Source organism: Comamonas avium (assembly GCF_014836675.1).
GTDB classification, from domain to species: Bacteria; Pseudomonadota; Gammaproteobacteria; order Burkholderiales; family Burkholderiaceae_C; genus Comamonas; species Comamonas avium.
Window position 1 is genome coordinate 1 of record NZ_JACSQK010000011.1, and the last position, 26,038, is coordinate 26,038.

At 55.5% G+C, this 26,038-nt stretch carries 21 protein-coding genes, 2 pseudogenes and 1 riboswitch; of the genes and pseudogenes, 14 read left to right on the plus strand and 9 right to left on the minus strand.

The window, feature by feature from the left end:
- Both glyA and metE read right to left on the minus strand, forming a co-directional pair.
- Positions 1-203: pseudogene (glyA, locus tag H9646_RS17435) on the minus strand (serine hydroxymethyltransferase); the annotation flags it as partial.
- Positions 204-282: 79 nt separating this feature from the next.
- Positions 283-2,622 (minus strand): 5-methyltetrahydropteroyltriglutamate--homocysteine S-methyltransferase, encoded by a 2,340-nt coding sequence (gene metE, locus H9646_RS17440; RefSeq protein ID WP_191724672.1) that lies wholly within the window; start codon positions 2,620-2,622, stop codon positions 283-285.
- A gap of 103 nt (positions 2,623-2,725) precedes the next feature.
- Between metE and H9646_RS17445 the strand changes: the two genes are divergently transcribed.
- From H9646_RS17445 to nrdF, 5 genes are all read left to right on the plus strand, one after another.
- Positions 2,726-3,628: a LysR family transcriptional regulator gene (locus tag H9646_RS17445; RefSeq protein WP_191724673.1), complete on the plus strand. Its 903-nt coding sequence runs from the start codon at positions 2,726-2,728 to the stop codon at positions 3,626-3,628.
- Between the two features lie 339 nt (positions 3,629-3,967).
- Positions 3,968-4,192: riboswitch (cobalamin riboswitch) on the plus strand.
- 171 nt (positions 4,193-4,363) lie between these two features.
- The gene (locus H9646_RS17450; RefSeq protein ID WP_191724674.1) at positions 4,364-4,591 is read left to right on the plus strand and encodes a glutaredoxin family protein; all 228 of its coding nucleotides are present in this window, start codon (positions 4,364-4,366) and stop codon (positions 4,589-4,591) included.
- Between the two features lies 1 nt (position 4,592).
- Positions 4,593-5,015, plus strand: coding sequence for a class Ib ribonucleoside-diphosphate reductase assembly flavoprotein NrdI (gene nrdI / locus H9646_RS17455; RefSeq protein ID WP_191724675.1), 423 nt, complete (start codon positions 4,593-4,595; stop codon positions 5,013-5,015).
- Positions 5,012-7,141, plus strand: a complete 2,130-nt coding sequence (gene nrdE / locus H9646_RS17460; RefSeq protein ID WP_191724676.1) for a class 1b ribonucleoside-diphosphate reductase subunit alpha — start codon at positions 5,012-5,014, stop codon at positions 7,139-7,141. The genes nrdI and nrdE overlap by 4 nt, the downstream gene beginning before the upstream one ends.
- Before the next feature lie 21 nt (positions 7,142-7,162).
- On the plus strand, positions 7,163-8,122 hold the full coding sequence (gene nrdF / locus H9646_RS17465; RefSeq protein ID WP_191724677.1) for a class 1b ribonucleoside-diphosphate reductase subunit beta: 960 nt from the start codon (positions 7,163-7,165) through the stop codon (positions 8,120-8,122).
- A gap of 312 nt (positions 8,123-8,434) precedes the next feature.
- Here the strand turns inward: nrdF and H9646_RS17470 are convergent, their stop codons facing one another.
- From H9646_RS17470 to H9646_RS18755, 4 genes and pseudogenes are all read right to left on the minus strand, one after another.
- A complete protein-coding gene (locus H9646_RS17470) occupies positions 8,435-9,760 on the minus strand; it encodes a zinc ribbon domain-containing protein (protein WP_191724678.1) in 1,326 nt (441 codons plus the stop codon).
- Between the two features lie 202 nt (positions 9,761-9,962).
- Positions 9,963-10,607 carry a lipoprotein gene (locus H9646_RS17475; RefSeq protein WP_191724679.1) on the minus strand — a complete coding sequence of 215 codons (645 nt, stop codon included), beginning with the start codon at positions 10,605-10,607 and terminating at the stop codon, positions 9,963-9,965.
- Between the two features lie 110 nt (positions 10,608-10,717).
- The gene (locus tag H9646_RS17480; protein WP_263598968.1) at positions 10,718-11,245 is read right to left on the minus strand and encodes a hypothetical protein; all 528 of its coding nucleotides are present in this window, start codon (positions 11,243-11,245) and stop codon (positions 10,718-10,720) included.
- Between the two features lie 42 nt (positions 11,246-11,287).
- Positions 11,288-11,452: pseudogene (locus tag H9646_RS18755) on the minus strand (double zinc ribbon domain-containing protein); the annotation flags it as partial.
- A 279-nt stretch (positions 11,453-11,731) separates the two neighbouring features.
- Between H9646_RS18755 and H9646_RS17485 the strand changes: the two are divergent.
- The 7 genes from H9646_RS17485 to H9646_RS17515 all read left to right on the plus strand — a co-directional run bounded on the left by H9646_RS17485 (position 11,732) and on the right by H9646_RS17515 (position 18,928).
- Positions 11,732-13,519, plus strand: a complete 1,788-nt coding sequence (locus H9646_RS17485; RefSeq protein ID WP_191724681.1) for a nitrite/sulfite reductase — start codon at positions 11,732-11,734, stop codon at positions 13,517-13,519.
- A gap of 26 nt (positions 13,520-13,545) precedes the next feature.
- Positions 13,546-13,929 (plus strand): DUF934 domain-containing protein, encoded by a 384-nt coding sequence (locus H9646_RS17490; protein ID WP_191724682.1) that lies wholly within the window; start codon positions 13,546-13,548, stop codon positions 13,927-13,929.
- The gene (locus tag H9646_RS17495; protein ID WP_191724683.1) at positions 13,926-14,549 is read left to right on the plus strand and encodes a phosphoadenosine phosphosulfate reductase domain-containing protein; all 624 of its coding nucleotides are present in this window, start codon (positions 13,926-13,928) and stop codon (positions 14,547-14,549) included. The genes H9646_RS17490 and H9646_RS17495 overlap by 4 nt, the downstream gene beginning before the upstream one ends.
- 192 nt (positions 14,550-14,741) lie before the next feature.
- The gene (cysD, locus tag H9646_RS17500; protein ID WP_191724684.1) at positions 14,742-15,674 is read left to right on the plus strand and encodes a sulfate adenylyltransferase subunit CysD; all 933 of its coding nucleotides are present in this window, start codon (positions 14,742-14,744) and stop codon (positions 15,672-15,674) included.
- A gap of 154 nt (positions 15,675-15,828) precedes the next feature.
- Positions 15,829-17,208, plus strand: a complete 1,380-nt coding sequence (locus tag H9646_RS17505; protein WP_191724685.1) for a sulfate adenylyltransferase subunit 1 — start codon at positions 15,829-15,831, stop codon at positions 17,206-17,208.
- Between the two features lie 233 nt (positions 17,209-17,441).
- Positions 17,442-17,771 (plus strand): ferredoxin FdxA, encoded by a 330-nt coding sequence (gene fdxA / locus H9646_RS17510; RefSeq protein ID WP_191724686.1) that lies wholly within the window; start codon positions 17,442-17,444, stop codon positions 17,769-17,771.
- A gap of 86 nt (positions 17,772-17,857) precedes the next feature.
- On the plus strand, positions 17,858-18,928 hold the full coding sequence (locus tag H9646_RS17515; RefSeq protein WP_191724687.1) for an NAD(P)/FAD-dependent oxidoreductase: 1,071 nt from the start codon (positions 17,858-17,860) through the stop codon (positions 18,926-18,928).
- Positions 18,929-18,939: 11 nt separating this feature from the next.
- Here the strand turns inward: H9646_RS17515 and H9646_RS17520 are convergent, their stop codons facing one another.
- Positions 18,940-19,629 (minus strand): hypothetical protein, encoded by a 690-nt coding sequence (locus H9646_RS17520; RefSeq protein ID WP_191724736.1) that lies wholly within the window; start codon positions 19,627-19,629, stop codon positions 18,940-18,942.
- 337 nt (positions 19,630-19,966) lie between these two features.
- On the opposite strand from H9646_RS17520, the gene H9646_RS17525 reads away from it, so the two are divergent.
- Entirely contained in the window at positions 19,967-21,433 is a 1,467-nt protein-coding gene (locus H9646_RS17525; RefSeq protein ID WP_191724688.1) for an amino acid permease, read from the plus strand.
- Positions 21,434-21,537: 104 nt separating this feature from the next.
- Here the strand turns inward: H9646_RS17525 and H9646_RS17530 are convergent, their stop codons facing one another.
- Entirely contained in the window at positions 21,538-23,469 is a 1,932-nt protein-coding gene (locus H9646_RS17530; protein WP_191724689.1) for a propionate--CoA ligase, read from the minus strand.
- Between the two features lie 270 nt (positions 23,470-23,739).
- Between H9646_RS17530 and H9646_RS17535 the strand changes: the two genes are divergently transcribed.
- Positions 23,740-24,048 (plus strand): H-NS histone family protein, encoded by a 309-nt coding sequence (locus H9646_RS17535; RefSeq protein ID WP_191724690.1) that lies wholly within the window; start codon positions 23,740-23,742, stop codon positions 24,046-24,048.
- Positions 24,049-24,126: 78 nt separating this feature from the next.
- Here H9646_RS17535 and H9646_RS17540 read toward each other — a convergent pair whose 3' ends face one another.
- Complete coding sequence (locus H9646_RS17540; RefSeq protein WP_191724691.1) at positions 24,127-25,689, minus strand: methyl-accepting chemotaxis protein; 1,563 nt, start codon at positions 25,687-25,689, stop codon at positions 24,127-24,129.
- Positions 25,690-26,038: the final 349 nt, after the last annotated feature.

Consider the following 26,038-nt stretch of genomic DNA (forward strand, 5'->3'; position numbering starts at 1 on the left):
CAGCCGCCGTAGTAGCGCTTGCCGGGGTAGCCTTCGGCGTACTTGTTGGTCAGCTGGGAGCCCTGGGCCTCCATGACAGCGGGCGAGCAGTAGTTCTCGCTGGCGATCAGCTCAATGTGCTCTTCCTGGCGGTGGTTTTCGGCCTCGATGGCGGCAAAAACTTCGGGGTCGACGATCGCGACAGTATGTGTGCGTTGAAACATACGTGGTCTTTATTGCTTGAAAATTCAAAAAAACGGCCCACACCAGTCAGGCACAGGGCCGTTTCACGGCAAATACCGCTTATGCCGACTGAGCTTCGGCTTCAGCTTCTGTTTCAGCATCCACGTGCATGCTCTGACGCAGAGTTTTGGCCGCTGCCACCATATGGGTCAGCGCCGGCACCACTTCTGCCCACTGGCGCGTCTTCAAACCGCAGTCCGGGTTGACCCACAGGCGATCAACCGGAATTCGCTCTGCAGCCTTTTGCATCAACTGCACAATGTGCTCTTGAGATGGAATGTTGGGCGAGTGAATGTCATACACACCCGGGCCAATCTCGTTGGGATACTGAAAGTGCTCAAACGCATCCAGCAGCTCCATGTCGGAGCGCGATGTTTCGATGGTGATCACATCAGCATCCATATCGGCAATAGAAGCAATGATGTCGTTGAACTCCGAATAGCACATGTGGGTGTGAATCTGGGTTCGGTCCTGTACCCCATTGGCGGTGATACGGAAAGACTCCACCGCCCAGTTCAAATACTCAGCCCACTGGGACTTGCGCAGAGGCAGACCTTCACGCAATGCCGCTTCGTCAATCTGAATCACATGCACACCGGCCCTCTCCAGGTCCAGCACCTCTTGACGGATAGCAAGTGCCAGTTGCTGGCATGACACCGAGCGCGGCTGGTCATCACGCACAAACGACCAGTTCAAAATGGTGACAGGGCCTGTCAGCATGCCCTTCATGGGGCGCGAAGTCAGTGACTGCGCATACTGGATCCATTCCACCGTCATCGCCTTGGGGCGACTGATGTCCCCCAGCAAGATGGGCGGCTTCACGCAGCGTGACCCATAAGATTGCACCCAGCCAAACTGACTGAATGCATAGCCTTGCAGCTGCTCGCCAAAATATTCAACCATGTCGTTGCGCTCGGCTTCACCGTGCACCAGCACGTCCAGATCCAAAGCCTCTTGTTCGCGAACGCTGCGTTCGATTTCAGCGCGCATGGCAGCCTGATAGGCTGCGTAGGCCAGACGTCCGGCCTTGAATTGACTGCGCGCATGGCGAATTTCAGCCGTCTGCGGAAAAGAGCCAATCGTCGTCGTGGGAAACAGTGGCAGCTTCAACAGCGCAGCCTGCTGCGGTGCACGTACGCTGTAGCTGCTTTGGCGCTGACCCAACTGCGCAATGATCTGCGCCAGCGCTGCCTGCACCTCTGGGTTGTGCACTCGATCAGAAGTACGGCGCGCCTGCAGTGCCGCACTATTGGCTGCCAGCTGCACGGAGACGGCCTCACGCCCTTGCGCAAGTGCTTGACCCAGCAAGCGCAGCTCATCGAGCTTTTGAATAGCAAACGCCAGCCACGACTGCACTTGGGCATCCAGTTTTTGTTCGCTGTTCAGATCCACGGGGACGTGCAGCAAAGAGCATGAAGGCGCAATCCACAGTCGCTCCCCCAGACGCTCAGCCAGGGGTTCAACCCAATCGAGCACATCACTGAGGTCAGTTTTCCAAATATTGCGTCCACTGATCACGCCAACCGACAGCACCTTGCTGCCTGGCAACAAACCGATCAGCTGCTGAACGTCATCACGGCTACCGTTGACAGCATCCACGTGCAAGCCGGCCACTGGCAGGTTGGCCGCCAGGTGTTTGTTATCCAGCAAAGCACCAAAGTAGGTCGCCACCAGCAGTTTCACGCGGCACGCTTTGAGCTGGTGGTAGGCCAGGTTGTAGGCATGCTGCCACTCAGAATCCAGCTCAGTCACCAGCCAAGGCTCATCCACCTGCACCCATTCCACGCCCTGCTCGGCAAGCGTGTTCAGCAGCTGTGCGTACACCGGCAACAGTTTTTGCAGCAAGTCCAGCTTGTTGCTGCCGTCTTTGGCCTTACCAATTGCCAGGTACGTGACAGGGCCCACGATCACAGGCTTGGCATTCACGTTCTGTGACTTTGCCTCTGCCAGCTGCGCCAGCAGGCGCGTGTCATCGAGCTGGAACTGCGTGTCTGCAGTGAACTCTGGGACGATGTAGTGGTAATTGGTGTCAAACCATTTGGTCATCTCACCGGCAGCCACACCACCACAGCAGTGACTGTGCCCATCAGTGCCCTGTGCCGAACGACCGCGGGCTACGCGGAAATAGTTGTCCAGCGCATCCCCATGAAAGTGCTGCACACGTTCGGGCAAATTGCCTAGCGTGAAGCTCATGTCCAGGACTTGGTCATAAAAAGAAAAATCACCCACAGGCACCAGATCAATGCCTTTTTGACTTTCCCAGTGGCGAGCACGCAAGTCTGCCCCCAGACTTTTCAACGCTTCGCGAGAGCTCTCGCCCTTCCAGTACGACTCCAGAGCGAACTTCAGTTCGCGCTGAGCTCCGATACGGGGAAAACCTAGGTTATGAATGGTCGTCATTTGATTTTTCTTTGCCAAAAGTTGCAATGACCGCATCGTATTTGGCCAGATCAATGACGTAAAATGGTATTTTCTCACATATAGATGAATTTCAGACATACATATGCTCGACCGCATCCATCTATCCATCATCAAAGAGGTGGACCAGCAAGGCACACTCACAGCCGCAGCTGACGTCCTGTGCTTGACCCAGTCGGCACTCAGTCACAGCATTAAAAAACTGGAACAACAACTGGGCACCACCATCTGGACGCGCGAGGGGCGCAACGTGCGTTTAACCCAGGCGGGGGAATATCTCTTGGCAGTTGCCAATCGCGTGCTGCCACAGCTGAACTTGGCCGAAGAGCGCCTGATGCAATTTGCACAGGGTGATCGAGGAGCCCTGCGCATTGGCATGGAGTGCCACCCCTGCTACCAATGGCTGCTGAAAATTGTTTCGCCCTATCTGGCGGCCTGGCCCGACGTGGATGTGGACGTCAAACAGAAATTCCAGTTCGGTGGAATTGGTGCCTTGTTCGGTTACGAAATTGACCTGCTGGTCACTCCAGACCCTTTGTTCAAACCCGGGTTGCATTTTCAGCCCGTCTTCGATTACGAACAGGTTCTGGTCGTCGCCAGCAACCACCCACTGGCTACAGCCGAGTTTGTAGAACCACGGCACTTGTCCAAGGAGGTGCTCATCACCTATCCGGTCGCCACAGACCGCCTCGACATTTACAACCAGTTCCTTTTGCCTGCAGGCATTGCACCACGCAGGCATAAAACGATTGAAACCACAGACATCATGCTGCAGATGGTGGCCAGCAACCGTGGAGTGGCCGCCCTACCCCGATGGCTGGTGCAAGAGTACGCCAGCAAAATGCCCGTGCGTCCTGTGCAACTTGGTGCACGCGGGATTGCCAAGCAAATTTACCTGGGGGCCAGAGAAGCGGACTTGTCCACCGACTATTTGCGCGCGTTCATTGAGCTGGCTCGCCAGCCACTGCAAAAGACGCTGGAGTCATAAAGACCCAGTCTGTTACCAATGGCTACAAAGCCATGCAGCTTGTGGCCTGGAATGTGGCTAGAGGCAATCACCCAGAGTGGATGTGGTGAACTGCCCCCCATTCCCCATTACCCCTAAAGAAGTTGGGCGCAAGCACCGCTCAAATCCCGACCAATCGCTGCCTCAAGACACACGCGCAGCGTGCTCAAGAACACCTTTAAACGGTCCCGCAATCGATTGAATTCAAAGCAAAAACGAGGTTTTCAACCGCCAGACTTTTTCACCATCAGTGCAGATTCTGGGGGCTGCATACCACCAAAACACAAGACAAGGCAGTCCGCCAATCCTTTTTAAACCGCTTAGAATTCACCCCGTTGGTGCACTTGTCTGCGCTCTCAGGCAAGTGTTAAACGGGAATCAGGAGGGGCGTTCAAACGCTCTAACCTGAACTGCCCCCGCAACAGTAAGTGCGGCGTGAAACTCATGGTTCACACAGTGACACAAACAGCCACTGAAGATAGTTCTTCGGGAAGGCGTGTGACTTATGCCCCCAGTCTGGATACCGACCAACACACGGTGTTACCCGCCTTGAGCAGGTAACACGTTTCTCAAACCGTACAGGCGGGGACGCCTGGGTGGTTGAATTTGCCTACCGCACGCACTTCTTAGCGCACCCGCATCCATGCGGGATGCCTGCTTGCGTGCTCTGTGCAATCAACGCCCGTCCTCGCCAGACTTGGTGCTCTCGTAGGCTTCATGATCAAAATCTTCTCCAAACCTAATTGCGTTCAATGCTCCATGACGCTGCGCACCTTGGATCGTCAGGGTGTCTCGTACCAAGTAGTTGACGTTTCACAAGACGCGGAGGCGGCTGCACAAGTTCAAGCATGGGGCTACCGCCAAGTGCCTGTGGTGCAGTTTGGTCAAGAGCATTGGAGTGGTTTCCGCCCTGAACGACTAGCCGCAATCTCTGCCACTGCCTGAAATGGCTCGCTGGGTTTTCTATTCATCGAAAACTGGCAACACCGCACGATTGCTGAGCAACGCAGGCTTGACTGGACTGCGTATTCCACGCAGCCCAGACGAAGAGATGCCCAAAGTGGATGCTCCATTCATTTTGGTGACCCCTTCGTTTGGTGACGCGACAGGCAAGGGAGCGGTTCCCAAAGCTGTGATTCGATTTCTCAATGCCCCAGAGCATCGCCAATGGTTGCGAGCTGTGGTCGCCTGTGGCGACCGCAACTTTGGGGTCACTTTTGCGCAAGCTGGTGATGTGATTGCGCACAAATGCCAGGTACCACTGCTACACCGCGTTGAAATGGCGGGCACTTCCAGCGACTGGCTTCGCCTGCAGCACATCCATCAGCACTTTCCTCTCAATTCCAACGCCATGGATGCTTCGTTATGACCCCTATCTCTCCGACTAAGCTGGATTTCCATGCATTGAATGCCATGCTGAACCTGCCCGACGACAAGGGACAGATTCAGTTTGATGCAGACCGTATGGCGGCTCGCCAGTACTTCCTGCAGCACGTCAATCAGAACACCGTATTTTTCCATTCGCTGGAAGAAAAACTCGACTATCTGCGCACAGAAAACTTCTACGAAGCCGAAGTTCTGGACGCTTACAGCCCCAGCTTTGTAGAAGCTATCTTCAAAGCAGCGTTTGCCAAGAAGTTCCGCTTCCCGACCTTCCTGGGTGCCTACAAGTACTACACCGCCTACACCCTCAAAACCCGTGACGGCAAACGCTATCTGGAGCGTTTTGAAGACCGCGTGGTCATGGTGGCACTGGCACTGGCACGCGGTGACGAAAAGCTGGCCATGCGCTTGATGGAAGAAATCATTGCTGGCCGCTTTCAGCCCGCAACGCCCACCTTCCTGAACGCGGGCAAGCGTCAGCGCGGTGAGCTGGTCTCGTGCTTCCTGCTGCGCCTGGAAGATGACATGGAAAGCATTGGCCGCGGCATCAACTCCGCGCTGCAGCTGTCCAAGCGCGGCGGCGGTGTGGCCTTGCTGCTGAGCAATCTGCGCGAACTGGGCGCCCCCATCAAAGGCATTGAGAACCAGTCCTCCGGCGTGATTCCCGTGATGAAGCTGCTGGAAGACGGCTTCTCTTACGCCAACCAATTGGGTGCACGCCAAGGCGCAGGTGCGGTGTATTTGAATGCCCACCACCCCGACATCATGCGTTTCCTCGACACCAAGCGTGAAAACGCTGACGAGAAAATTCGCATCAAGACCCTGTCACTGGGCGTTGTCATTCCTGACATTACGTTTGAGCTGGCCAAGCGCAACGATGACATGTACTTGTTCTCGCCTTACGACGTAGAACGCGTCTATGGCAAGCCGTTTGCCGACATTTCGGTCACCGAGCACTACAAGGCCATGGTGGACGACCCGCGCATCAAGAAAACCAAAATCAAGGCGCGAGAGTTTTTCCAGACCATCGCTGAAATTCAGTTTGAGTCGGGCTACCCGTACATCCTGTTTGAGGACACGGCCAACCGCGCCAATCCGATTGCTGGGCGCATCAACATGTCCAACCTGTGCTCAGAAATCTTGCAGGTCAACACCCCATCCGTGCTGGATGAAGATCTGGGCTACAAAGTCATTGGCAACGATATTTCCTGCAACTTGGGCTCGCTCAATATTGCCACGGTCATGGACAGTGGCAAGCTGGGTGACTCGGTAGAAACCGCCATCCGCGCACTGACGGCTGTCTCGGAAATGAGTGCAGTGAACTCTGTGCCTTCCGTGCGCCAGGGCAATGATGACAGCCATGCAATTGGCTTGGGCCAGATGAATCTGCACGGCTACCTGGCGCGCGAGCAGATCCATTACGACAGCCCTGCAGCAGTGGAGTTCACCAGCGTTTACTTTGCTGCGGTGGCCTACCACTGCCTGCGTGCATCGTGTCTGGTTGCGCAAGAGAAAAAGCAACGCTTCGTCGGGTTTGATCAGTCCAAATACGCCACCGGCGAGTACTTTGACAAGTACATCACTCGCGACTGGCTGCCGACATCTGACACCGTGCGCGCGCTGTTTGAGAAAAACTCCATGGCACTGCCAAGCCGTGCCGAGTGGGAGCAGCTCAAGCAAGATGTCATGGCACACGGCCTGTACAACCGCAATCTGCAAGCTATTCCACCCACAGGCTCGATCAGCTACATCAACAATTCCACCTCGTCGATCCATCCTATCGCCTCGCGCATTGAAATTCGCAAGGAAGGCAAGATCGGTCGCGTGTACTACCCTGCTCCGTTCTTGAATAACGAGAACATGGCGTATTACCGTGATGCCTATGAGATTGGCCCCAACGCCATCATTGATGTGTACGCCGCAGCCACGGAACATGTGGACCAGGGCCTGTCGCTGACACTGTTCTTCCCCGACACCGCCACCACGCGCGACATCAACCGCGCCCAAATCTACGCCTGGAAAAAAGGCGTGAAGACCATTTATTACATCCGCCTGCGTCAGCTGGCTTTGGAAGGCACAGAGGTCAAGGCCTGCGTGTCTTGCACCTTGTAATTGAAAGACAAAGAGAGAGTCATGACATTACTGACCCAAGCCATCAACTGGAATCGCATTGAAGACGAGAAGGATCTGGAAATCTGGAACCGCGTGACAGCCAATTTCTGGCTGCCAGAAAAGGTGCCACTTTCCAATGACATCCCTTCATGGGCCACACTGCGCCCCAATGAGCAGCAGCTGACCATCCGTGTGTTCACCGGGTTGACGCTGCTGGACACGGTGCAAAACCAGATCGGCGCACCATCGTTGATGCACGATGCAGTCACACCCCACGAAGAGTCGGTGCTGTCTAACTTCACCTTCATGGAAGCGGTACACGCACGCAGCTACTCGTCGATCTTTTCCACCCTGTGCTCGACCGCAGAGATTGATGAAGCGTTCCGCTGGTCTGAAGAGAATCCTTGGCTGCAGAAGAAGGCAGAGCTCATCTTGAATGAGTACAAGGCCATGGAAACACCGCTCAAGAAAAAGATTGCCTCAGTCTGTCTCGAGAGCTTCTTGTTTTACTCCGGCTTTTACCTGCCTCTGTACTGGTCCAGCCGCGGCAAACTGACCAATACCGCCGACCTGATCCGCCTGATCATCCGCGATGAAGCCGTGCATGGTTACTACATTGGGTACAAGTTTCAGCTGGCGTTTGCCAAGCTCTCGGCTGAAGAGAAAGAGGACATCAAAGCGGCCGCTTTCGGCATGCTGTATGACCTCTACGAGCTGGAGTGCCACTATGCAGCAGAGCTGTACGACCCCGTCGGCTTGACCGAGGACGTTAAACGCTTCATGCATTACAACGCCAACAAGGCGCTGAGCAACCTGGGTTTTGAGCCCATGTTCCCTGATGACCTCTGCCAGGTAAACCCAGCCATCATGGCTGCGCTCAGCCCTAGCGCTAACGAAAACCACGATTTCTTTTCCGGCTCAGGCTCTTCCTACGTGATAGGCAAGGCCGTAGCCACCGAGGATGAAGACTGGAATTTTTAAACGCTGAGCACTTGCAATAATCGGGGCGCTAGAAAGATAAAAATACAGGAGTCGTGCAAATGCCAGACTGCTTGTACTTTCTGTCCACCCTTGCATGATTGCGCACGCAGCGGCTAAAGCCCGTGGGCTCGCATAGTGCTGCAAATCCCAAGAATGCCTCTGTGCCTCCAGCACCGAGGCATTTCTTTTGCCTGCTTCAGTCGCGCAAGCAAGGCTCAAGCAGCTCGACGCACGCGCGCTGAAGCACATAACGGCACAACAAAAAAGCCCCAAAGGCATGGCCTTATGGGGCTTGGGAACAGGTGAAAGCGTTTACTTCAGCTTGGTACCGCAATTGCCACAAAAGGCATCAGTTTGGTTAACTGGCTCATGGCACTTCGTGCAACTGGTCTGCTCAGAGACCTGATCGGAAGTCACATCCTTGGCAGGTGGCTGTGCATCGACCTGCAATGCAGCGGCAGCTGATTCTTGCTCCTGCTGCTCAGCGTCCATCCGTGCAACGGCCTGTGCATGCTGCTCCGCCTCTTGCTTTAATCTTGCCGCTTCACGTTCTGCAGCCAAAGCAGCTTGCACCTTGGCTTGCTCTGCAGCCGCAGCTTTTCGTGCTTCGTTAGCCGCTGCCACTTCTTGCGCTTTGTCAGCAGCCATTTGCTTGGCGCGTTCAGCTGCAGCCATGGCTCGCTCCTTGGCATCTTCTGCACGTTTACGCACATCGTTCCAAACGCCGTTCAACGCGGCCTCCGCTTGTACGCTGTCTACGCTGGCATTCGCCTGCAAATACAGCAGGTTCTGGCCCATTACGGCAACCTGCCACAGCAGCGCAGCTACAACCCCCAGCAAAACACCCAGGCCCAGCAAAAGGCCGGTGACCGAGCCCATTGCGCCCATATTTGAAAGAGCACCAAAACCCATCATGCTCAGATAAGCAAGGTTCACACCCATCACGCTAGCGCCCATGCCCGTCAAGCTCATTGCGGCGGGCAGCAAGCCCATCAGCAGCAAGCCACTGATGACCAGCATGATGAAATACAGCACGACCTGCATCAGCACCACTTCAACCAGACGGCTGCGAGCAATACCAATCACGCTGGCAAGTGCCGCCTTGAAGGCTAAGCCGCTCCATACTGCGGGTGCGAACAAGGGCATGATCACGCACATCCATGCCACGATCAGCACAGAAGCCACCACGATCAAAACCGGGTGCGCCACGAAAGCCAGCACCGCACCGAGCACTGGAATTTTGCAGATGAAGTAAATGATGGCTGCAACCAGATAAAACAGCAGCGCTGCTATCAAAGACAGCAGCATCAGCCCCAAAAATTTAGGCACACACAGCAGTCCAGCAAACGCTGCATCACTGAATCCACGCACAGTAATGTTCTGCGCCTTGTCCATGAGCATCACACCGACAGCGGAGATGCCTGAAAAAAAGACCACGACCACCACCAGCATGGACAGCCCGAACAATAAAACGCCCGCCATCCCGCCCACACTTGAGGCCAGCCACTGGCTTGCTACAGTCAGCAGTCCACACAGAACCATGGTGATGAAACCCATCACCAGGGGGCGCCACTGCGTCAGTCCCTCACCCGCACGCGCCAGTGCAGCAAATTGAATGTGCTCAAACCTAGAACTCATACCGCCTCTTTTTCTTTATTGAAAATTAAAAATGACCTGCTAAAGCAGCATCAAGCCGCTACCGCCTGCACGCAGAACGCAGGTTTTCATTGGAACAAGGCGCTTTGTCACGGGCATGAACTGCACCAGCAAACCAACGCAATGGAGCGCCAAACACGCTGTGCTTAGCCGCTTCCTTGCTCTGCACGCACAAGTGCTTAAATTACAAATTACCGCGAATCGGGCCAGCTTTGACGGTGTAGCGCTCCACGCCTGCTGGCAGGCCCTGAGCCACTTGCTTTTCTACCTTTATTGGCTGCCCGCCAGGGCTTTTTGTCTCACCCGAAGCCGTGTTCACGCGGCGTGCCTTGACATCTGCCGCAGCTTGCTGCACCACAATGCTTGCACTGCCCCGGTTATCCGCCAGCGTGTTCGCCAGTCCTTTGATTTCATCCATTGCGCGGGTGTAAGCGTCTCTGCCTTTCCCACCCAAAGGCATGTCTATCGTGACGCTATCCAAGGTCCGCATGCTGCGCTTTTGCTGGGTACTGCTGTCTGTTATTTCAACGCTCAACAATTGCACATCACCCGCCGTTGCGCGCAATTTCGGACTCAGTCCCAGCATGGCTTGCACTGCTCGCTCCTGAGCAGCACGAGCGCCCTGAATTTCTTCTTCGAATGCGCTTTGCAACTGTTCAAAGCGGCCTGCTTGCTGGCCGCTGGAAACCGTGCCATCTTGCCCTCCGCACGCTTTGCCTGTGGCCCGTGCCAGCATGCAGCTCAGAGAACTTCCTGCCTGGTCGATCGTGGCACAGCCCGCCAATGCAAAAACTGCTCCTGCAATAAGCAATAAATTAATTCGTCGCATCTTAGTCCTCAATATTTCAATAATGCAGTCAGATGGCATGCAAATATCCGGCAAACACCAAGTCAAAAATCTTTGGCGCTTGCATGCTCACCTCACAAAAATAACAGGCATTAATCCAGCAAACCATCCAATGTATTGACTGGCTTTGGAGCTGGTTTCACTACGGCTGGTTTAGGTGGCTGAGCTGGTGCTGACGCCGGCGAGGACACGGCCGCTTCAGCGGGAGACGTTGTGGCGAGACCCGCATCAGGGGATAGAACGGCGGGCGCGGGCAGCAGCGGCACAACTTCGGTCTCCACAGATGCTGCTGTAGCAGAGTCACCTTGCGGCCCGACGATGCTCGCAGCTTTGGCCAAGTCATCCTCTGCAGGCCCGCCCTCATTCGGGACATGCAGGCGGTCTGGCGCAATGACAGCCTGTGCGCTGGGCTTCAAGAACATCCAGCCACTGATCGCAACAACGACGGCAATCACTGCAGCGCCGAGCAAAATTTGGGGTTTGAAATTAGGCGCGCCAGACGAATGCGTCGCCGCGGCCTCACCGCCAATGGCAGACGTCCGTACAGGAGATTGCTCCACCAAAGTGCCCACCTGTGCTGGTGCTGGTGCTGGTGCTGGTGCTGGTGCTACGGTAGCCACAGTTTCAGGGATTGGGGGCGTGCGAGGCGCTCCGCACTGAAGGCAAAACTTCGCTCCGGGTTTGCATAATCCACCGCATTCGCCACAGGCATCTTTTTTGTCGCCAGCGTTAGGCGCTGTCTCAGGCATTACCTGCCGAGGTGTTCCGCAATGTTTGCAAAATTTCAGATTATCCGGCAGTACGTTTTGACATTGGTGACAGTGCATGTTGAGAATTGTTATCTAAATTCGCACGAATTTTGTCGAGAACATGGCTAGAAATCAAATATCGATTTATCACTCTGTATAGCCAACCACAATGCAACCCTTTTTTTCGGGCACTTGCCGGATGCATACGGAGCTGCAACAACCATCAATAGTAGAAAAACGATATAAGACAACAACAAAACAATCGTTTGTTTTTATAAGGCCGATGCTTAAAGTTCGCAGTCATACAGAGGGAAGCCATCCGTCGGATGCCTTCCATCCCACGACGATGACCGCGCCATGTACCAATACACAGAATTCGACACAGCATTCCTGAATCAACGCGCCGCCCAGTTTCGCGACCAATTGGAGCGGTGGCAGGCAGGAAAACTTCCGGAAGATGACTTCCGTCCATTGCGCCTGCAAAACGGCTGGTATGTGCAGCGCTACGCGCCCATGTTGCGCGTTGCCATTCCTTACGGCGAAGTCTCCAGCAAGCAAATCCGCGTACTGGCCCGCATTGCTCGCGAGTACGACGAACCTGAAGCGGAAGTTTTCAAGGCCGCCATGCAAGGCCAGGGCAAACTGGGAACGACTTTCTTGCCCACACATTGCGCGCACTTCACCACTCGCACCAATGTGCAGTTCAACTGGATCCCCCTGTCCAAATCCGCCGATGTGATGGAGCTGCTGGCCAGCGCCAATCTGCACGGTATTCAAACCAGTGGCAACTGCATTCGCAACACCACCACGGATGCGCTGGCTGGTGTGGCCATCGATGAAATCGTTGACCCGCGCCCTTACGCCGAAATACTGCGCCAGTGGACCACGTTGCACCCTGAATTTGCCTTCCTGCCGCGCAAGTTCAAGATTGCCATCTCCGGCGCCCAGGAAGACCGCGCAGCCACCGGCTGGCACGATGTGGGCCTGCATGTCCTAAAAAACGAGGCCGGCGAAATTGGTTTTAAGGTTTTTGTCGGTGGAGGCATGGGCCGTACCCCGGTAATTGGCACCGTGATTCGTGAGTTCCTGCCGTGGAACCAGATCATGAATTACATCGAAGCCATCGTGCGTGTGTACAACGAGCTGGGGCGCCGCGACAACAAGTACAAGGCACGCATCAAGATTTTGGTCAAAGCCGAAGGTCAGGCTTACATCGATGCGGTGGAAGAAGAATTCCGCCAGATTGTGGAAGTTGATGGAGGCCCGCACACCATTCCGCAGGCCGAATTTGACCGTGTGGCCGCTTGCTTTGTCGACCCCGTACTGCCTGAAATTGCTGACGTAAAGCCCTCTGATGCCGAGCAGGCCTTGGTGGAAAATGCCGCGCGCCATCCTGCGTTTGCGCGATGGCTCAGCCGCAATGTGCACCAGCATCGCAACCCCCAGCTGCGGGCTGTCACGCTGTCATTCAAGCGCACGGGCCAGGCCCCTGGCGATGCGAGCGGTGATCAGCTTGATGCTCTGGCTCAGTTGATGGACACCTACTCCGCTGGTGAAGCACGCATCACCCACGACCAAAACGTGATGCTGCCTTGGGTGCATGTCAGCCAGCTGTTTGCACTGTGGCAAAACGCCAGGGCCTTGGGTGTGGCCAGCACCAATGTGGCATTGCTGACGGACATGATTGCCTGCCCAGGCGGTGATTTTTGCGCCTTGGCCAATGCCCGCAGCCTGCCAATTGCCGAAGCCATCACCCAGCGGTATCAAGACCTGGATGAGCTCGATGACATTGGTGAGATCGACCTGCACATCAGCGGTTGCATCAACTCCTGCGGCCATCACCACAGCGGCCACATCGGCATCCTTGGCGTTGATAAAGACGGCAAGGAGTGGTACCAGGTCACGCTGGGTGGCTCGGACGGCTCCACGCTGTCGGGCGACAACCAAGCGGGCAAGGTGATTGGCCCATCGTTCTCTGCTGCTGAAGTACCCGATGTACTGGAAGCCGTGCTCACTACGTACCGTGACCTGCGTGAACCGGGCGAGCGCTTTATTGATGCCGTGCGCCGTATTGGCCTGGACCCCTTCAAAGAAGCTGGCAAGGGCGCACGCCACCCAGCTGCGCAAGAAGCCGAAGTCGCTTAAGCCACAAGAACAACAAGGACTGCCCTATGAAAATTCTGGCCCACCACGAATACCAAGCACCCGTTGAAGGCGACACCAGCGTGCTGGTGCTGGCCAACGATGTGAATGCGCTGGACGTCAATCTGGATGGCATCACACACATTGATCTGCACTTTCCCTCCTTCACCGATGGCCGCGCTTTCAGTCAAGCCTACTTGCTACGCAGGCGCCTGAAATTTGCTGGCGACATACGTGCCACGGGGGATGTGCTCATTGACCAGCTGGTGCAAATGCATCGCACCGGTTTTAGTTCTGCAGTACTGCGCGAAGGCGTCGATCAGGCTGATGCCCAGCGTCAATTTGAGCGCTTTGCCGGCTTCTACCAAGCTGATGCCGTCAATCCCAAGCCCCATTTTGCGGAGCCTGTATGAGCCAGATCGACCTCACCCATGTGAATAACGAGCTGGGCCGCAATGCCCAAGCCCTGGTGCAATGGGCACTGAGCCTGGGTCAGTCCAGCATCGTGACCACCAACTTTCGCCCGTTTGAAGCAGTCATTTTGCACCTTGTCACTCGCGTCAATCCTGATGTGCCCGTGGTCTGGATGGACAACGGCTACAACACCGCTGCCACCTACCAATTTGCGGATGCAGTGACCCGTCAGCTGGGCCTGAACCTCAAGATCTACCTGCCACTGCGCAGCCGTGCCCACCGCGAAGCAGTAGATGGAGCCACCCCGGCACTGGATGACCCACGCCACACCGCGTTCACCGCTGAGGTCAAGCTAGAGCCTTTTGCTCGCGCCCTGCGCGAGACCGCACCCAGGGTCTGGTTCACGGCATTGCGCGCCTCCGACACTGCCGTCCGAGCGCAGATGGATCCGGTGAGCATCAACCCGGACGGTCTGATCAAAGTAGCACCTCTGCTGCACTGGTCGTCCAAAGACCTGTACGAGTACTGTGAAAAACACGCTCTACCCAACAACTTCGACTATGTCGACCCCACCAAGGGCGAGGACAACCGTGAGTGCGGCCTGCATCTGGCGCATTGACATGCAGCACCGCCAAAGTCGTCTGCAGCAGCAACTTCCCCCCTTTTGGGGCCGACAGCTTCGCTGCGTAGAGGCTCTGGCTCGCTGTCTCTGACCTAGGGTCCAGCCAGTTTTCAAGTTTTCAGGTTTAAAGAAAGATAGCTGTCTGCGCAACATCTATAAGCGCTACAGCCCGATTTGATTGGATAAACAATGAATGCCCGTGTGGAATCTCCCGTGCTGAGCCAGCTCAGCAACCGCCACCTGGATGCGCTGGAGGAAGAAACCATCTTCATCCTGCGTGAAGTTGCGGCCACCTTTGAGCGCCCCACGCTGCTGTTTTCGGGCGGCAAAGATTCACTGGTCATGCTGCGTTGCGCCGAAAAAGCTTTTGGCCCGGGCCGCCTGCCTTATCCGCTGCTGATGATTGACACGGGCCACAACTTCCCGGAAGTGACCGATTTCCGCGATTTTCGCGCCAAGGAAATGGGTGCCGAACTCATCGTGCGCAGCGTTGAAGATTCCATGGCACGTGGCACGGTGCGCCTTGCGCACCCCGGTGAAAGTCGCAATGTGCACCAGTCGGTCACGCTACTGGAGGCCATTGAAGAGTTTCGCTTTGATGCCCTGATCGGCGGGGCTCGCCGTGACGAAGAAAAAGCCCGCGCCAAGGAGCGTATCTTCTCGCACCGCGACGGCTTCGGCCAATGGCAGCCCAAAGCGCAGCGCCCCGAGCTGTGGACGCTGTTTAACACCCGCATTGCGCCCGGCGAGCACTTTCGCGTGTTTCCCATCAGCAACTGGACCGAGCTGGACGTCTGGCAATACATCGAGCGCGAGAACATCGCCCTGCCCTCGATCTACTACACCCACCAGCGCGAGGTGGTAGAGCGCAAGGGTTTGCTGGTTCCGGTCACGCAGCTGACCCCGCCCCGCGATGGCGAAGCAGTGGTGGTGCGTGATGTGCGCTTTCGCACCGTGGGCGACATCACCTGCACCTGCCCCGTAGAAAGCTCGGCCGCCACCGCTGCCGACATCGTGATCGAGACTTTGGCTGCAGACGTCAGTGAACGCGGAGCTACCCGCATGGACGACAAGACCAGCGAAGCCTCGATGGAAAAACGCAAAAAGGACGGGTATTTCTAAGGGCTCCCCTGAGCGGCTTCGCCGCTTCCCCCTCTGTAGCTGCAGATGCTGCCGCAGGGGACGACACCAGCGCGGCGGGACGACCCTTGCGCGGTGTCTCTAGGCTAGGCCGTGCCGGCGCAAGGGCCATGCCCTTGTTCACAGAAAGAATGCGATGACTGAAACTATTAATTCCGTAGCTCCTAGCGCAGGCACAGCAAGCGCTAACGGCCAATTTAACCCATATCAAGACCATGCTTCGGCTTTGCGCTTCATTACCTGCGGCAGTGTGGATGACGGTAAATCGACGCTGATTGGCCGCCTGCTGGTGGACACCCGAGCCGTGCTGCAGGACCAGCTGGCAGGGGTCACCAAATCTGGTGAAACCGATCTGGCACTGCTGACCGACGGCCTGTCTGCTGAGCGCGAACAGGGCATCACCATTGATGTGGCCTACCGCTACTTCAACACTGACACGCGCAAATTCATCATTGGTGACGCACCAGGCCACGAACAGTACACACGCAACATGGTCACCGCCGTCTCTAGCGCCGATGCCGCCGTGGTTCTGGTGGATGCCACCAAGCTGGACTGGCAAAACCCCGACCTGGCACTGCTGCCGCAAACGCGTCGCCACAGTTTGCTGGCCCATCTGCTGCGTGTGCATTCGCTGGTATTTGCGGTGAACAAGCTGGATGCCGTGGCAGACCCTGCCCAGGCCTTTGCCAATATCCGTGGCGCTTTGGCACGTTTTGCGCATGCCGCAGACATTCGCGTAGCCGCCACCATTCCCGTGTCAGCCCTCAAAGGCTTTAACGTGGTCAACCAGAACGCAGGCTGGGCTGGCTACAGAGGCCCCAGCCTTTTGCAACTGCTCGAGCAACTGCCCAACACCCCTGCAGATACCGATTTGCCTCTGGCTTTACCAGTGCAGTGGGTGGAAAAATTCCACGACAGCGCCGTCACCACCCAAGGCCGCCGTGTGTTCTGGGGCCGCGTGGCCACAGGTGCTGCCCAGGTAGGCGCAGCAGTTCAAATCTTGCCCAGCGGGCAATTAGCGACAGTGGCCCAGGTCATTGACCATGCCCGTGCACCCAAAGGCGTGCATGCAGGCCTGTCTGCCGGTATCACCCTGGATCGCGAAGTCGATGTATCGCGTGGCGACTGGATTGTGGCAGCACCAACGTCATTTGCAGCGGCTGCCGATGATTTCGACACCCCCGCCATCTCCACCGCATGGCCCAGCCAGCGCACCTTGACCGCCACCGTTGCGTGGATGGACAACGAGCCATTGGTTCCTGGCCGCGTGTACTGGGCGCTGCACGGTCACCGCTGGGTCAAAGCCAAAGCTCAGCGCGTGGTGCATCGCCTGAACATCAACACCCTGGCCGAAGAAGACGCAACACAACTCGAACCCAATGCGATTGGTGTGGTGGATTTTGCTCTTCAAGAGGCTATTCCCGCCGCCAGCTTTACCCGCAGTCGCGCCTTGGGGTCTATGATCTTGGTTGACACTGCCAGCAATGCAACTGCCGCTGCGGTTTTGGTGCGCTAATTACCGCCATGCAAACCTTGATTACCTATGGTCTTGTCCAAAAAGCCACGGATATCCACACGGATCTTCGACTCAGAGGACTGAGCGAATGGCCTAAAGTGCGCACCAAAGTTTGATCTCATCCCTGAAAACACAGGTTTGCAGCCCTGAATCCATGCCCAGCGCTGGCAAGGTTGCGGAAAAAACCTAAAATCATGGGTTAATACTGACCCATTGCATAAGAAGAATCCCTCATGACACACGTCGTCACCGAAAACTGCATCAAGTGCAAATTTACCGACTGCGTGGATGTTTGCCCCGTGGACTGCTTCCGCGAAGGCCCAAACTTCCTCGTGATTGACCCCGATGAATGCATCGACTGCGCGGTGTGCATTCCTGAGTGCCCGGCCAACGCCATCTTTGCTGAAGAAGACACCCCAGCCGATCAACTGGCCTTCATCAAGCTCAACGCAGAGCTGTCTCTGGCCAAAGGCTGGAAAAGCATCACCAAGCGCAAGGCTGCGCTACCTGACGCTGACGAGTGGAATGGCAAGCCCGGTAAGCTGGCACTGCTGGAGCGCTGATCTTTAACAGCGACTGCGCATTGCAGCGCACCCTCTAACACCCTTCAGCCCCAGCCATGGGGCTGTTTGCTTTGTGAAAATCCGACATGCACACTGAAACAACAGCCACCAGCTCACGCCCCATTGAAACAGACACGGTTGTCATAGGTGCCGGGGCAGTCGGCATGTTTCAGGTTTTCCAGCTGGGCTTGCAAGGTCTGCATTGCCATGTGGTGGATGCCCTGCCTCATTTGGGTGGTCAATGCAGTGAGCTGTACCCGGACAAGCCTATCTACGATATTCCTGGTATCAAAGCCTGCACCGGGCAGGAACTGATTGAGCGCTTGCGCGAGCAAATGGAGCCCTTTGTACCCACTTTGCACTTGGGCCAGCAAGTGCAAACCTTGGAGCAGCAAGATGATGGCCGCTGGCTGCTGGCCACCAGCACCGGCACACAGCTGCTGGCCAAGGCTGTTGTGATTGCAGCAGGTGTGGGCTCTTTTGTACCCAAAACCTTGAAGATTGACGGTATCGAAGCGTTGATTGACCGCAACGTGCACTACCACCCAGCCAACCTGGCTACGCTGACTTTGCAAGGCCAGCATGTCCTGGTACATGGCGGAGATGAACTGGCCGTACAAGCAGCCCTTGATACGCTCGCCTGTACGCCTGCCAGTGTCACCCTCATACACCGCCGCGATGTTTTCACTGCCCCCGAAGCCTTGCTTGCACAGCTGCAAATCTACAAAGATACAGGTCGCATCCGCGTCGTGGCAGCGCAGCCCCAATCACTGCTGACCACAGACGACCAACTGAGCAGCGTAGAAATTGTTTTACCAGACGGAAGCAGTGAGTCACTGCCTGTCCAGCAATGGCTGGTTTTTCAGGGCATTTCCCCCAAACTGGGACCTGTGGCGCAGTGGGGGCTGGAGCTGGTCAAAAAACAGCTGCCTGTCGATACCTCTACGTTTGTGACCGAGGCACCAGGTATTTATGCGGTGGGCGACATCAACATCTACCCTGGCAAGCGCAAGCTTTTACTGTGCGGCTTTCATGAGGCGACCCTGGCGGGCTTTTCGATTGCCGAATACCTCACCGACAAGCCTGTGCTGCTGCAGTACACCACTACAAGTACCCGGCTTCATGCACTGCTTGGGGTGGTGCACACGGAGAAATAAGACTGACCTGCTTAGCGAACGGGCAGAAATTGCAGAAATGGCCCCGCCACCAGATTCTGCCCAAAGCCAATAGCAGAGCGGCGTACACGCTCAGTGCCAAAGCTGGCAATCAAATCCAGGCGCGCAATCAGTTTGCCCATTTCTCGCTCAAAGCTGAGATTGCGCTCTTGCTCAGACATATGGTTTGAAAGCAAAAGTGGTTGGCCTTGCGCATTCTTTCGGTGATTGAGCACCCAGTTGGCAATCTCTACATTGCGGGCAGCGTTGTAAACGTTCTGGGGATCCAGGCTGTCCACCAAAGTGAAGCTGGTTTTACCACCATGCGAGGTCAGCAGCATGTCCCCCATGGCGTAAGTAAATGCACCAACGCGGTCACCCGTAAATTCTGGACTGAGTGCCTTGCTCAAAGCCTGCACATCACGCTGGCCTTCCAAAGGTGGCCACATCTGCCGCTCCAATAGCGCACTGCGCACATGTGCAATGGCGGCTTCGCGTGTTGCCGCCGTTTTGCGCCACTCGGCAGGGTTACGCTGATAAAGCTTGTCCATTAGCCGCATCAGGCTGTTAATGTTTTCACGCATGGCCAGCGTAGCAATGCGGTTGCTGTCTGATTGCAGCACTTCCCCCATGGAAAAAGCATCTCCCGCAACTTTTCCGTGCGGGGCAGGTGCAGAAGCACAGCCGACCAACAGCAAGCCCATTGCCCATGCGCACACGGTGTGTGACCAACGTATCAACTTACAGTTTGCAGCTGTCATGCCTTCAGCATAGCCAAGGCGAGTGCCCGTGCCAATCGCAAACTATTCGGTTTTGATAATTTTTGACCAATGCCAAAGACTGAACCAAGCGCCTGGAGTTAGCGACACTTAACTGCCTGTAGGGTCATTAATGCCATCGCCACCCAAGAGACAAGGCATCGCACAAAATCTTGCCCGATACGGAACATCCTGGCCGCATTGATTGCGGCCTTTTTGTTGGCTTGGCCCTGTGTGCACCATGTGCAGCGGGGCTTTTCTACTGGTTTTGTCACTCTTTTTTATGTCAGCTGACTTGCAAGCGTCTTCTCTGCACCGCAGCCTCAAAGCGCGCCACATGTCGATGATCGCCATTGGCGGCTCCATCGGTACAGGGTTATTTGTGGCCTCCGGGGCCACCATTTCACAAGCAGGTCCCGGTGGTGCATTGCTGGCCTACTGCGTGATTGGTCTGATGGTGTACTTCCTGATGACCAGCCTGGGCGAAATGGCGGCGCACCTGCCAGTCTCTGGCTCGTTCGCGACCTATGGTGCCAGGTATGTGGATGAAGGTTTTGGCTTTGCTCTTGGCTGGAACTATTGGTACAACTGGGCCGTCACCATTGCCGTGGACTTGGTGGCCGCTCAGCTTGTGATGGCCTACTGGTTCCCGGATGTCAACGGCCTGCTGTGGAGCGCCATTTTCCTGGCACTGATGTTTGGTCTGAACTCTTTGTCGGCCAAGGGCTTTGGTGAATCAGAGTTCTGGTTTGCCGCTATCAAGGTGCTTACCGTGCTGATATTCATCGGCATTGGTTTGCTGATGGTTTTCGGCATCATCCATGGTGGAGCTCCTGAAGGCATCTGGGGCAATATCGCCAACTTCACTGCTGGAGATGCACCCTTTGCAGGAGGCTTTGCAGCGCTGATCGGCGTGGCCATGATTGTGGGCTTCTCGTTTCAAGGTACCGAGCTGATTGGCATTGCCGCAGGCGAATCTGAAGACCCCGCCAAAAACGTGCCTCGCGCTGTGCGCAAGGTGTTTTGGCGTATTTTGCTGTTCTACGTCTTCGCCATCTTGATCATTGGCCTGCTGGTGCCCTACACCGACCCCAAGCTGCTGCGCAACGATCTAGGTGACATCAGCGTAAGTCCCTTCACCCTGGTGTTTGAGCGCGCTGGTCTGCTGGGCGCTGCTGCAGTCATGAACGCCGTGGTACTCACGTCCGTGCTTTCTGCTGGCAACTCTGGCATGTATGCATCTACGCGCATGCTGTACGCACTGGCCAAACAAAACATGGCCCCGCAGATCTTTGCCCGTGTCAATGCTCGCGGTGTGCCCATCATGGCTTTGATTGCAACCACCGTCATTGCCGCACTTTGTTTTTTCACCAATGTTTTCAGCCCTGAAGCGGTTTACATCTGGCTGTTGAATCTGTCAGGTATGTGCGGCTTCATCGCATGGCTGGGTATTGCGATTAGCCACTACCGTTTTCGCAAAGCGTGCATGGTGCAGGGGTTTGATCTGAAGCATCTGCCCTACCGCGCTGCTGCCTTCCCCTTCGGGCCCATCTTTGCTTTTGTGCTGTGCCTGATCATTACCTTAGGTCAGAACTATGAGGCTTTCTTGGCTGACACCATTGACTGGACCGGAGTGGTCGCCACCTACATTGGCATTCCTTTATTCTTGGCCATCTGGTTTGGCTACAAATTCACCAAAGGTACGCACTTTGTGAAATTAGAAAACATGGACATCAGCGGCGCACGTTAAGCACGCTGCTGGCGATGCAATCAAAAAGGCGGTCTATGCTGAGACCGCCTTTTTTCATTACTGATGGCCTTAAGCGAAAAAAGCGAACATCAGTAAAGTACATGCTAACGCCCTAGGCGTTTTGGACACTGCACCCAAGAGTGCAGCAGCTCCTTGACCTGCACCAGTGCGGCCGGATCTTCCATGGTTGTCAAATCACCAGGATCCCGATTTTCTGCAACGGCCTGCAATGCACGGCGAAGCAATTTACCACTGCGTGTTTTAGGCAATGCAGTGACAAACAATACGCGTGACGGCCTGGCCACTGCGCCCAGTTGGCTGTCCACCAGTTTCATCACCTCAGCCTCCAGCCTGGCTCGCTGCTGCGCATCAGACACTTTGCTCGCATCGCGTACGACGGCAAATGCCATTGCTGCCTGACCTTTCAAAGCATCTGCCACCCCGACAACGGCAACCTCAGCGATTTCTGCATGCGCAGAAATACTTTCTTCGATTTCGCGTGTGCCCAGACGATGTCCAGCCACATTGATCACGTCATCCGTACGCCCCAAAATAAAATAATAGCCCTGTGCATCGCGAACACCCCAATCGAACGTGCTGTAGATCTGCTTGCCCGCAATGCTCTGCCAGTAGGTGTTAACGAAACGCGCATCGTCCCCCCAAACGGTTTGCATGCAGCCAGGCGGCAAAGGGCCTTCAATAGCCAAAACACCTTTTTCATTGGGCGCCGTCAGCTCTTGCCCGCATTTGTCATCAATCAGTTTGACGTTGTAGCCATATACCGCCTTACCAGGGCTGCCAAACTTGCTGCTTTGCTGTTCAACACCATTGCACAAAGTCATGATGGGCCAGCCCGTCTCTGTCTGCCAGTAGTTATCAATGATGGGCACTTGCAGGGCATCGCTGATCCACTGCGCCGTAGGCTCGTCCAGAGGCTCTCCCGCCAGCCACAGAGCCTGCAAGCTCGAGAGGTCGTATTTACGCAAATACTCAGGATCATGCTTTTTCAGCACACGCACAGCGGTTGGTGCTGAAAACATGTGGGTGATGCGATATTTTTCTACCAGGCTCCACCACACTCCGGCATCTGGCCGGATTGGCAGCCCTTCGTAAAGCACGGTAGCCATGCCTGCAATCAAAGGGGCATAGATGATGTAGCTATGCCCCACCACCCAGCCAATATCACTGGTACAGAAGAAGGTTTGCCCGGCTTTGGCATTGAAAATATGCGGCATGCTGGCCGCAAGTGCCACGGTATACCCCCCCGTGTCGCGCTGCACACCTTTAGGTTTACCTGTCGTGCCGCTGGTGTAGAGGATATAACTTTGGTCGGTGGATTCGACCCAGGTACATGGCACTTGGGCCTCCATGTATTTAGAGCGTAAATCTGTCCATAAATGGTCTCGCCCGGCACGTAAATCCATGGGCGCCAAACCACGGTTGACCATAAGCACCGCCTGTGGCTTGTGGCTGCTTAGCTTCAATGCTTCATCCAGCAACGGTTTATAGGCAACCACACGGCCACCACGTGAACCCGCATCTGCGCTCACAATCACTTTGGGCTGCGCATCTTCAATACGCGACGCCAGCGACAGCGAAGCGAACCCCCCAAATACAACACTGTGAATAGCCCCCAGGCGCATACAGGCCAGCATGGCAAATACCGCTTCAGCAACCATCGGCATGTAAATTTGAACCCGATCGCCTTTGCCCACACCAAACGACTGCAAAACGGCCGCCATCCGCTGCACTTCGGCATGCAGCTGTCGGTAGCTATAGGTTTTCTCTGTATCGGTCTCGGTAGAGACTGCAATCAGCGCTGCTTGATCGGCGCGTTTGGCCAAATGCCTGTCCAGCGCGTTGTGACACAAATTCAATTGCCCACCGACAAACCAGCGCGCAAAAGGTGGGTTGCTGTAATCACAAATTTGGACGGGCTTTTGATGCCAGTCGACCAAAGCCGCCTGTTCTTGCCAAAATCCATCGCGAGTTTGAGGCTCTATTGAGCGCTGATAGAAATCTGCAAATCGCTCCATGGGGAGTGTCTCCATATCGTTTTAAGTTACAGCCATTATTCATTGGCCTCTTTCGATAAGCTGACACGCCATTTAGAGCACTGTGCAATGCGTCATTGAACAGAAAATTGAAGTGAACACCTGCGTATTTGAAAAATACAACAAAATCATTGCATCCATTAACCATTCCAGCCTGTTTAATTTCCACTGCTCCTATAGAATAAAGAGGCATTGGTTAGTGATCTGCTTTGCTTTGCATTTCCTTTCTTTCTGACTCAATACTTGAAATCAATGACTACCTATAAAGAACTGCTGGCTCAGCGTGCCGAACTCGAAAAACAAATTGAAGCTGCGCGCAAAGATGCTCTGTCTTCTGCTATCGCCCAGGTTCGCGCGATTGTTGCGGAATACGAGTTGACAGAAGAAGACGTTTTCTCCAAGAAAACTACTCGTACCGCATCCACTGGTACCAAGACCGTTGCTCCGAAGTACCGCGACCCGATCACAGGTGCCACCTGGACCGGCCGTGGCAAGCCACCACTGTGGATTGCAGGCAAAGACCGCCTGAACTTCCTGATTCAGGATCAGACTGCTGCCTGAGATTACTCTTGGCCCAGCAAAAAAGCCCAAGGCAATTGCCTTGGGCTTTTTTTAGGTCTCTTGCCCAGCGCAGCAGACTTACATGCGGAAAACTTCCAGCGTTCTTCCCAATACGCCTGCATTGGTACTCATGCCTTGCGCATCTCCTGCAGACTCCTCAGCCTGGCGGGCGTTTTCCTGAGTGACATTGTCCAGGTCGTTCAATGCAGCGTTAACTTGCCCAATACCCGCCGCCTGCTGGCTGGTCGCATCTCCCATCGCACGCATCAAGCTGCTTACATGGGCAACCGCCAAAACCACATCTGCAATGGTGCGTCCGGCACCTTGCATGCTCTCAACGCCTTGGTTGATTTGGGCGTTCGAATCAGAAATTAAGCGGCGAATCTCTCCGGCCGCTTGAGCGCTGCTCTGCGCCAGAGCTCTCACCTCGCCGGCCACAACCGCAAATCCACGGCCTTGCTCGCCCGCACGGGCGGCCTCCACTGCCGCATTCAATGCCAAGATATTGGTTTGAAAGGCAATCGACTCAATCGTGGCAATAATCTGCCCCATCTGCAACGATGACTGGCGAATGCTTTGCACCAAAGCCCCCACGTGCTCCATCGCTTCGCCACCCTGCTTGGCAAGCTGCGCGCTCTTGGCACTTTCTTGCATCACTTCCTGCGTGGTCTGCTGAGACCTCACCACCGTCTGTGCCAGGGACTGCATGGTGCTCGCCGTCTCTTGCAGCTTGCCAGCTTGCACATCGGTGCGCTGCGCCAAATTGCTGGAGCCTGCAGAAATGCTTTGCGACAAATGCGTAAAACTATTGATTTCATGGCGCGCATCACCCACCACCGCACGCAGGTTGATATGAATTTGGTGCAGGCGCTCCATCAGCAGGGCCATCGGATGGCGGCCTTCGAGCAATGCGGGCAAATGGCTATTGAGCTGGCAGCCTGCCAGTGCGCTTGCTAAATCATTGACCTGGGCAAAAGGCGCTGTCACACGGGCATGTAAACGCCACAATGCAAAGCCCATCAAGATGAGCAGCACTGCAGATTGCACTGCCAGCTGCCACCCTTGCGTCCAGCCCATCCACGGAAAAACCATTGCCACCGCAAACACTGGCAGCAACATCAGCGCCATGCGCTGTGTAAACGTCAAACGCTGCCACTTGCCCCAGTGGTTGCGCAGCCCAGTGACACGCACATGCCCTGCATGCAAAGCGATCTCAGGGCTGGATTGCCCACGCTGGGCATGCAGCTGCGCATAGAGCGCTTGCGCGGACTGCACCTGTTCGCGTGTCGGCTTGGCACGCACTGACATATACCCCACGGGCTTGCCGTCTTGCATGATGGGCGTGACATGCGCAGCCACCCAGTAAAAGCTGCCATCTTTGCGACGGTTCTTGACCAGCCCCTTCCAGCTGCGGCCATGACCAATGGTGGCCCACATGTCACGGAACGCTTCCGACGGCATATCAGGGTGGCGCACCATATTGTGTGGCTGCCCCATCAGCTCCCGCATGGTGTAGCCGCTGACGCGTTCAAACGCCGCATTACAGTGAGTGATGTGCCCTCTGCTGTCGGTGGTAGACATCAGCAGCTCATCTGCAGGGTAGTCAAACTCTTGATCAAAAACTGGCAAATTTTCACGCATACGTCTAGATTTTTCCAGGCCGCCATCGCCATGCATTCAAGCAAAAGACACTGTGTGCAGCCAATTTTCAAGAACGATTTCCTGAAGCGAGAGATGCTAGCGAGATCGAACAGTACTTTTGACTTCGAGCAGCCATTTCATTGCAAAGAATTTACAGGTGTTGCGCTAAGTACAGAGGCGCCATCCTAGGACTTGACATCTGCAACTTCCAATGGTCTTTTGGGCTTTTTGAAAGTGACAGCCTGCCCCCATCCATTGCGTGAGATAAGCGCAGCAACCGCAATGACCGTCTGCACAAGCAAAGAAAAAGCCTTCTGATTTTTCAATCAGAAGGCTTGTCTTTATTGGT

Coding starts and splice junctions, on each gene's coding strand:
- metE (WP_191724672.1), bottom strand. CDS start 2,622: ATGACGACCATTCATAACCTAGGTTTTCCCCGTATCGGAGCTCAGCGC.
- H9646_RS17445 (WP_191724673.1), top strand. CDS start 2,726: ATGCTCGACCGCATCCATCTATCCATCATCAAAGAGGTGGACCAGCAA.
- H9646_RS17450 (WP_191724674.1), top strand. CDS start 4,364: ATGATCAAAATCTTCTCCAAACCTAATTGCGTTCAATGCTCCATGACG.
- nrdI (WP_191724675.1), top strand. CDS start 4,593: ATGGCTCGCTGGGTTTTCTATTCATCGAAAACTGGCAACACCGCACGA.
- nrdE (WP_191724676.1), top strand. CDS start 5,012: ATGACCCCTATCTCTCCGACTAAGCTGGATTTCCATGCATTGAATGCC.
- nrdF (WP_191724677.1), top strand. CDS start 7,163: ATGACATTACTGACCCAAGCCATCAACTGGAATCGCATTGAAGACGAG.
- H9646_RS17470 (WP_191724678.1), bottom strand. CDS start 9,760: ATGAGTTCTAGGTTTGAGCACATTCAATTTGCTGCACTGGCGCGTGCG.
- H9646_RS17475 (WP_191724679.1), bottom strand. CDS start 10,607: ATGCGACGAATTAATTTATTGCTTATTGCAGGAGCAGTTTTTGCATTG.
- H9646_RS17485 (WP_191724681.1), top strand. CDS start 11,732: ATGTACCAATACACAGAATTCGACACAGCATTCCTGAATCAACGCGCC.
- H9646_RS17490 (WP_191724682.1), top strand. CDS start 13,546: ATGAAAATTCTGGCCCACCACGAATACCAAGCACCCGTTGAAGGCGAC.
- H9646_RS17495 (WP_191724683.1), top strand. CDS start 13,926: ATGAGCCAGATCGACCTCACCCATGTGAATAACGAGCTGGGCCGCAAT.
- cysD (WP_191724684.1), top strand. CDS start 14,742: ATGAATGCCCGTGTGGAATCTCCCGTGCTGAGCCAGCTCAGCAACCGC.
- H9646_RS17505 (WP_191724685.1), top strand. CDS start 15,829: ATGACTGAAACTATTAATTCCGTAGCTCCTAGCGCAGGCACAGCAAGC.
- fdxA (WP_191724686.1), top strand. CDS start 17,442: ATGACACACGTCGTCACCGAAAACTGCATCAAGTGCAAATTTACCGAC.
- H9646_RS17515 (WP_191724687.1), top strand. CDS start 17,858: ATGCACACTGAAACAACAGCCACCAGCTCACGCCCCATTGAAACAGAC.
- H9646_RS17520 (WP_191724736.1), bottom strand. CDS start 19,629: ATGGGCTTGCTGTTGGTCGGCTGTGCTTCTGCACCTGCCCCGCACGGA.
- H9646_RS17525 (WP_191724688.1), top strand. CDS start 19,967: ATGTCAGCTGACTTGCAAGCGTCTTCTCTGCACCGCAGCCTCAAAGCG.
- H9646_RS17530 (WP_191724689.1), bottom strand. CDS start 23,469: ATGGAGCGATTTGCAGATTTCTATCAGCGCTCAATAGAGCCTCAAACT.
- H9646_RS17535 (WP_191724690.1), top strand. CDS start 23,740: ATGACTACCTATAAAGAACTGCTGGCTCAGCGTGCCGAACTCGAAAAA.
- H9646_RS17540 (WP_191724691.1), bottom strand. CDS start 25,689: ATGCGTGAAAATTTGCCAGTTTTTGATCAAGAGTTTGACTACCCTGCA.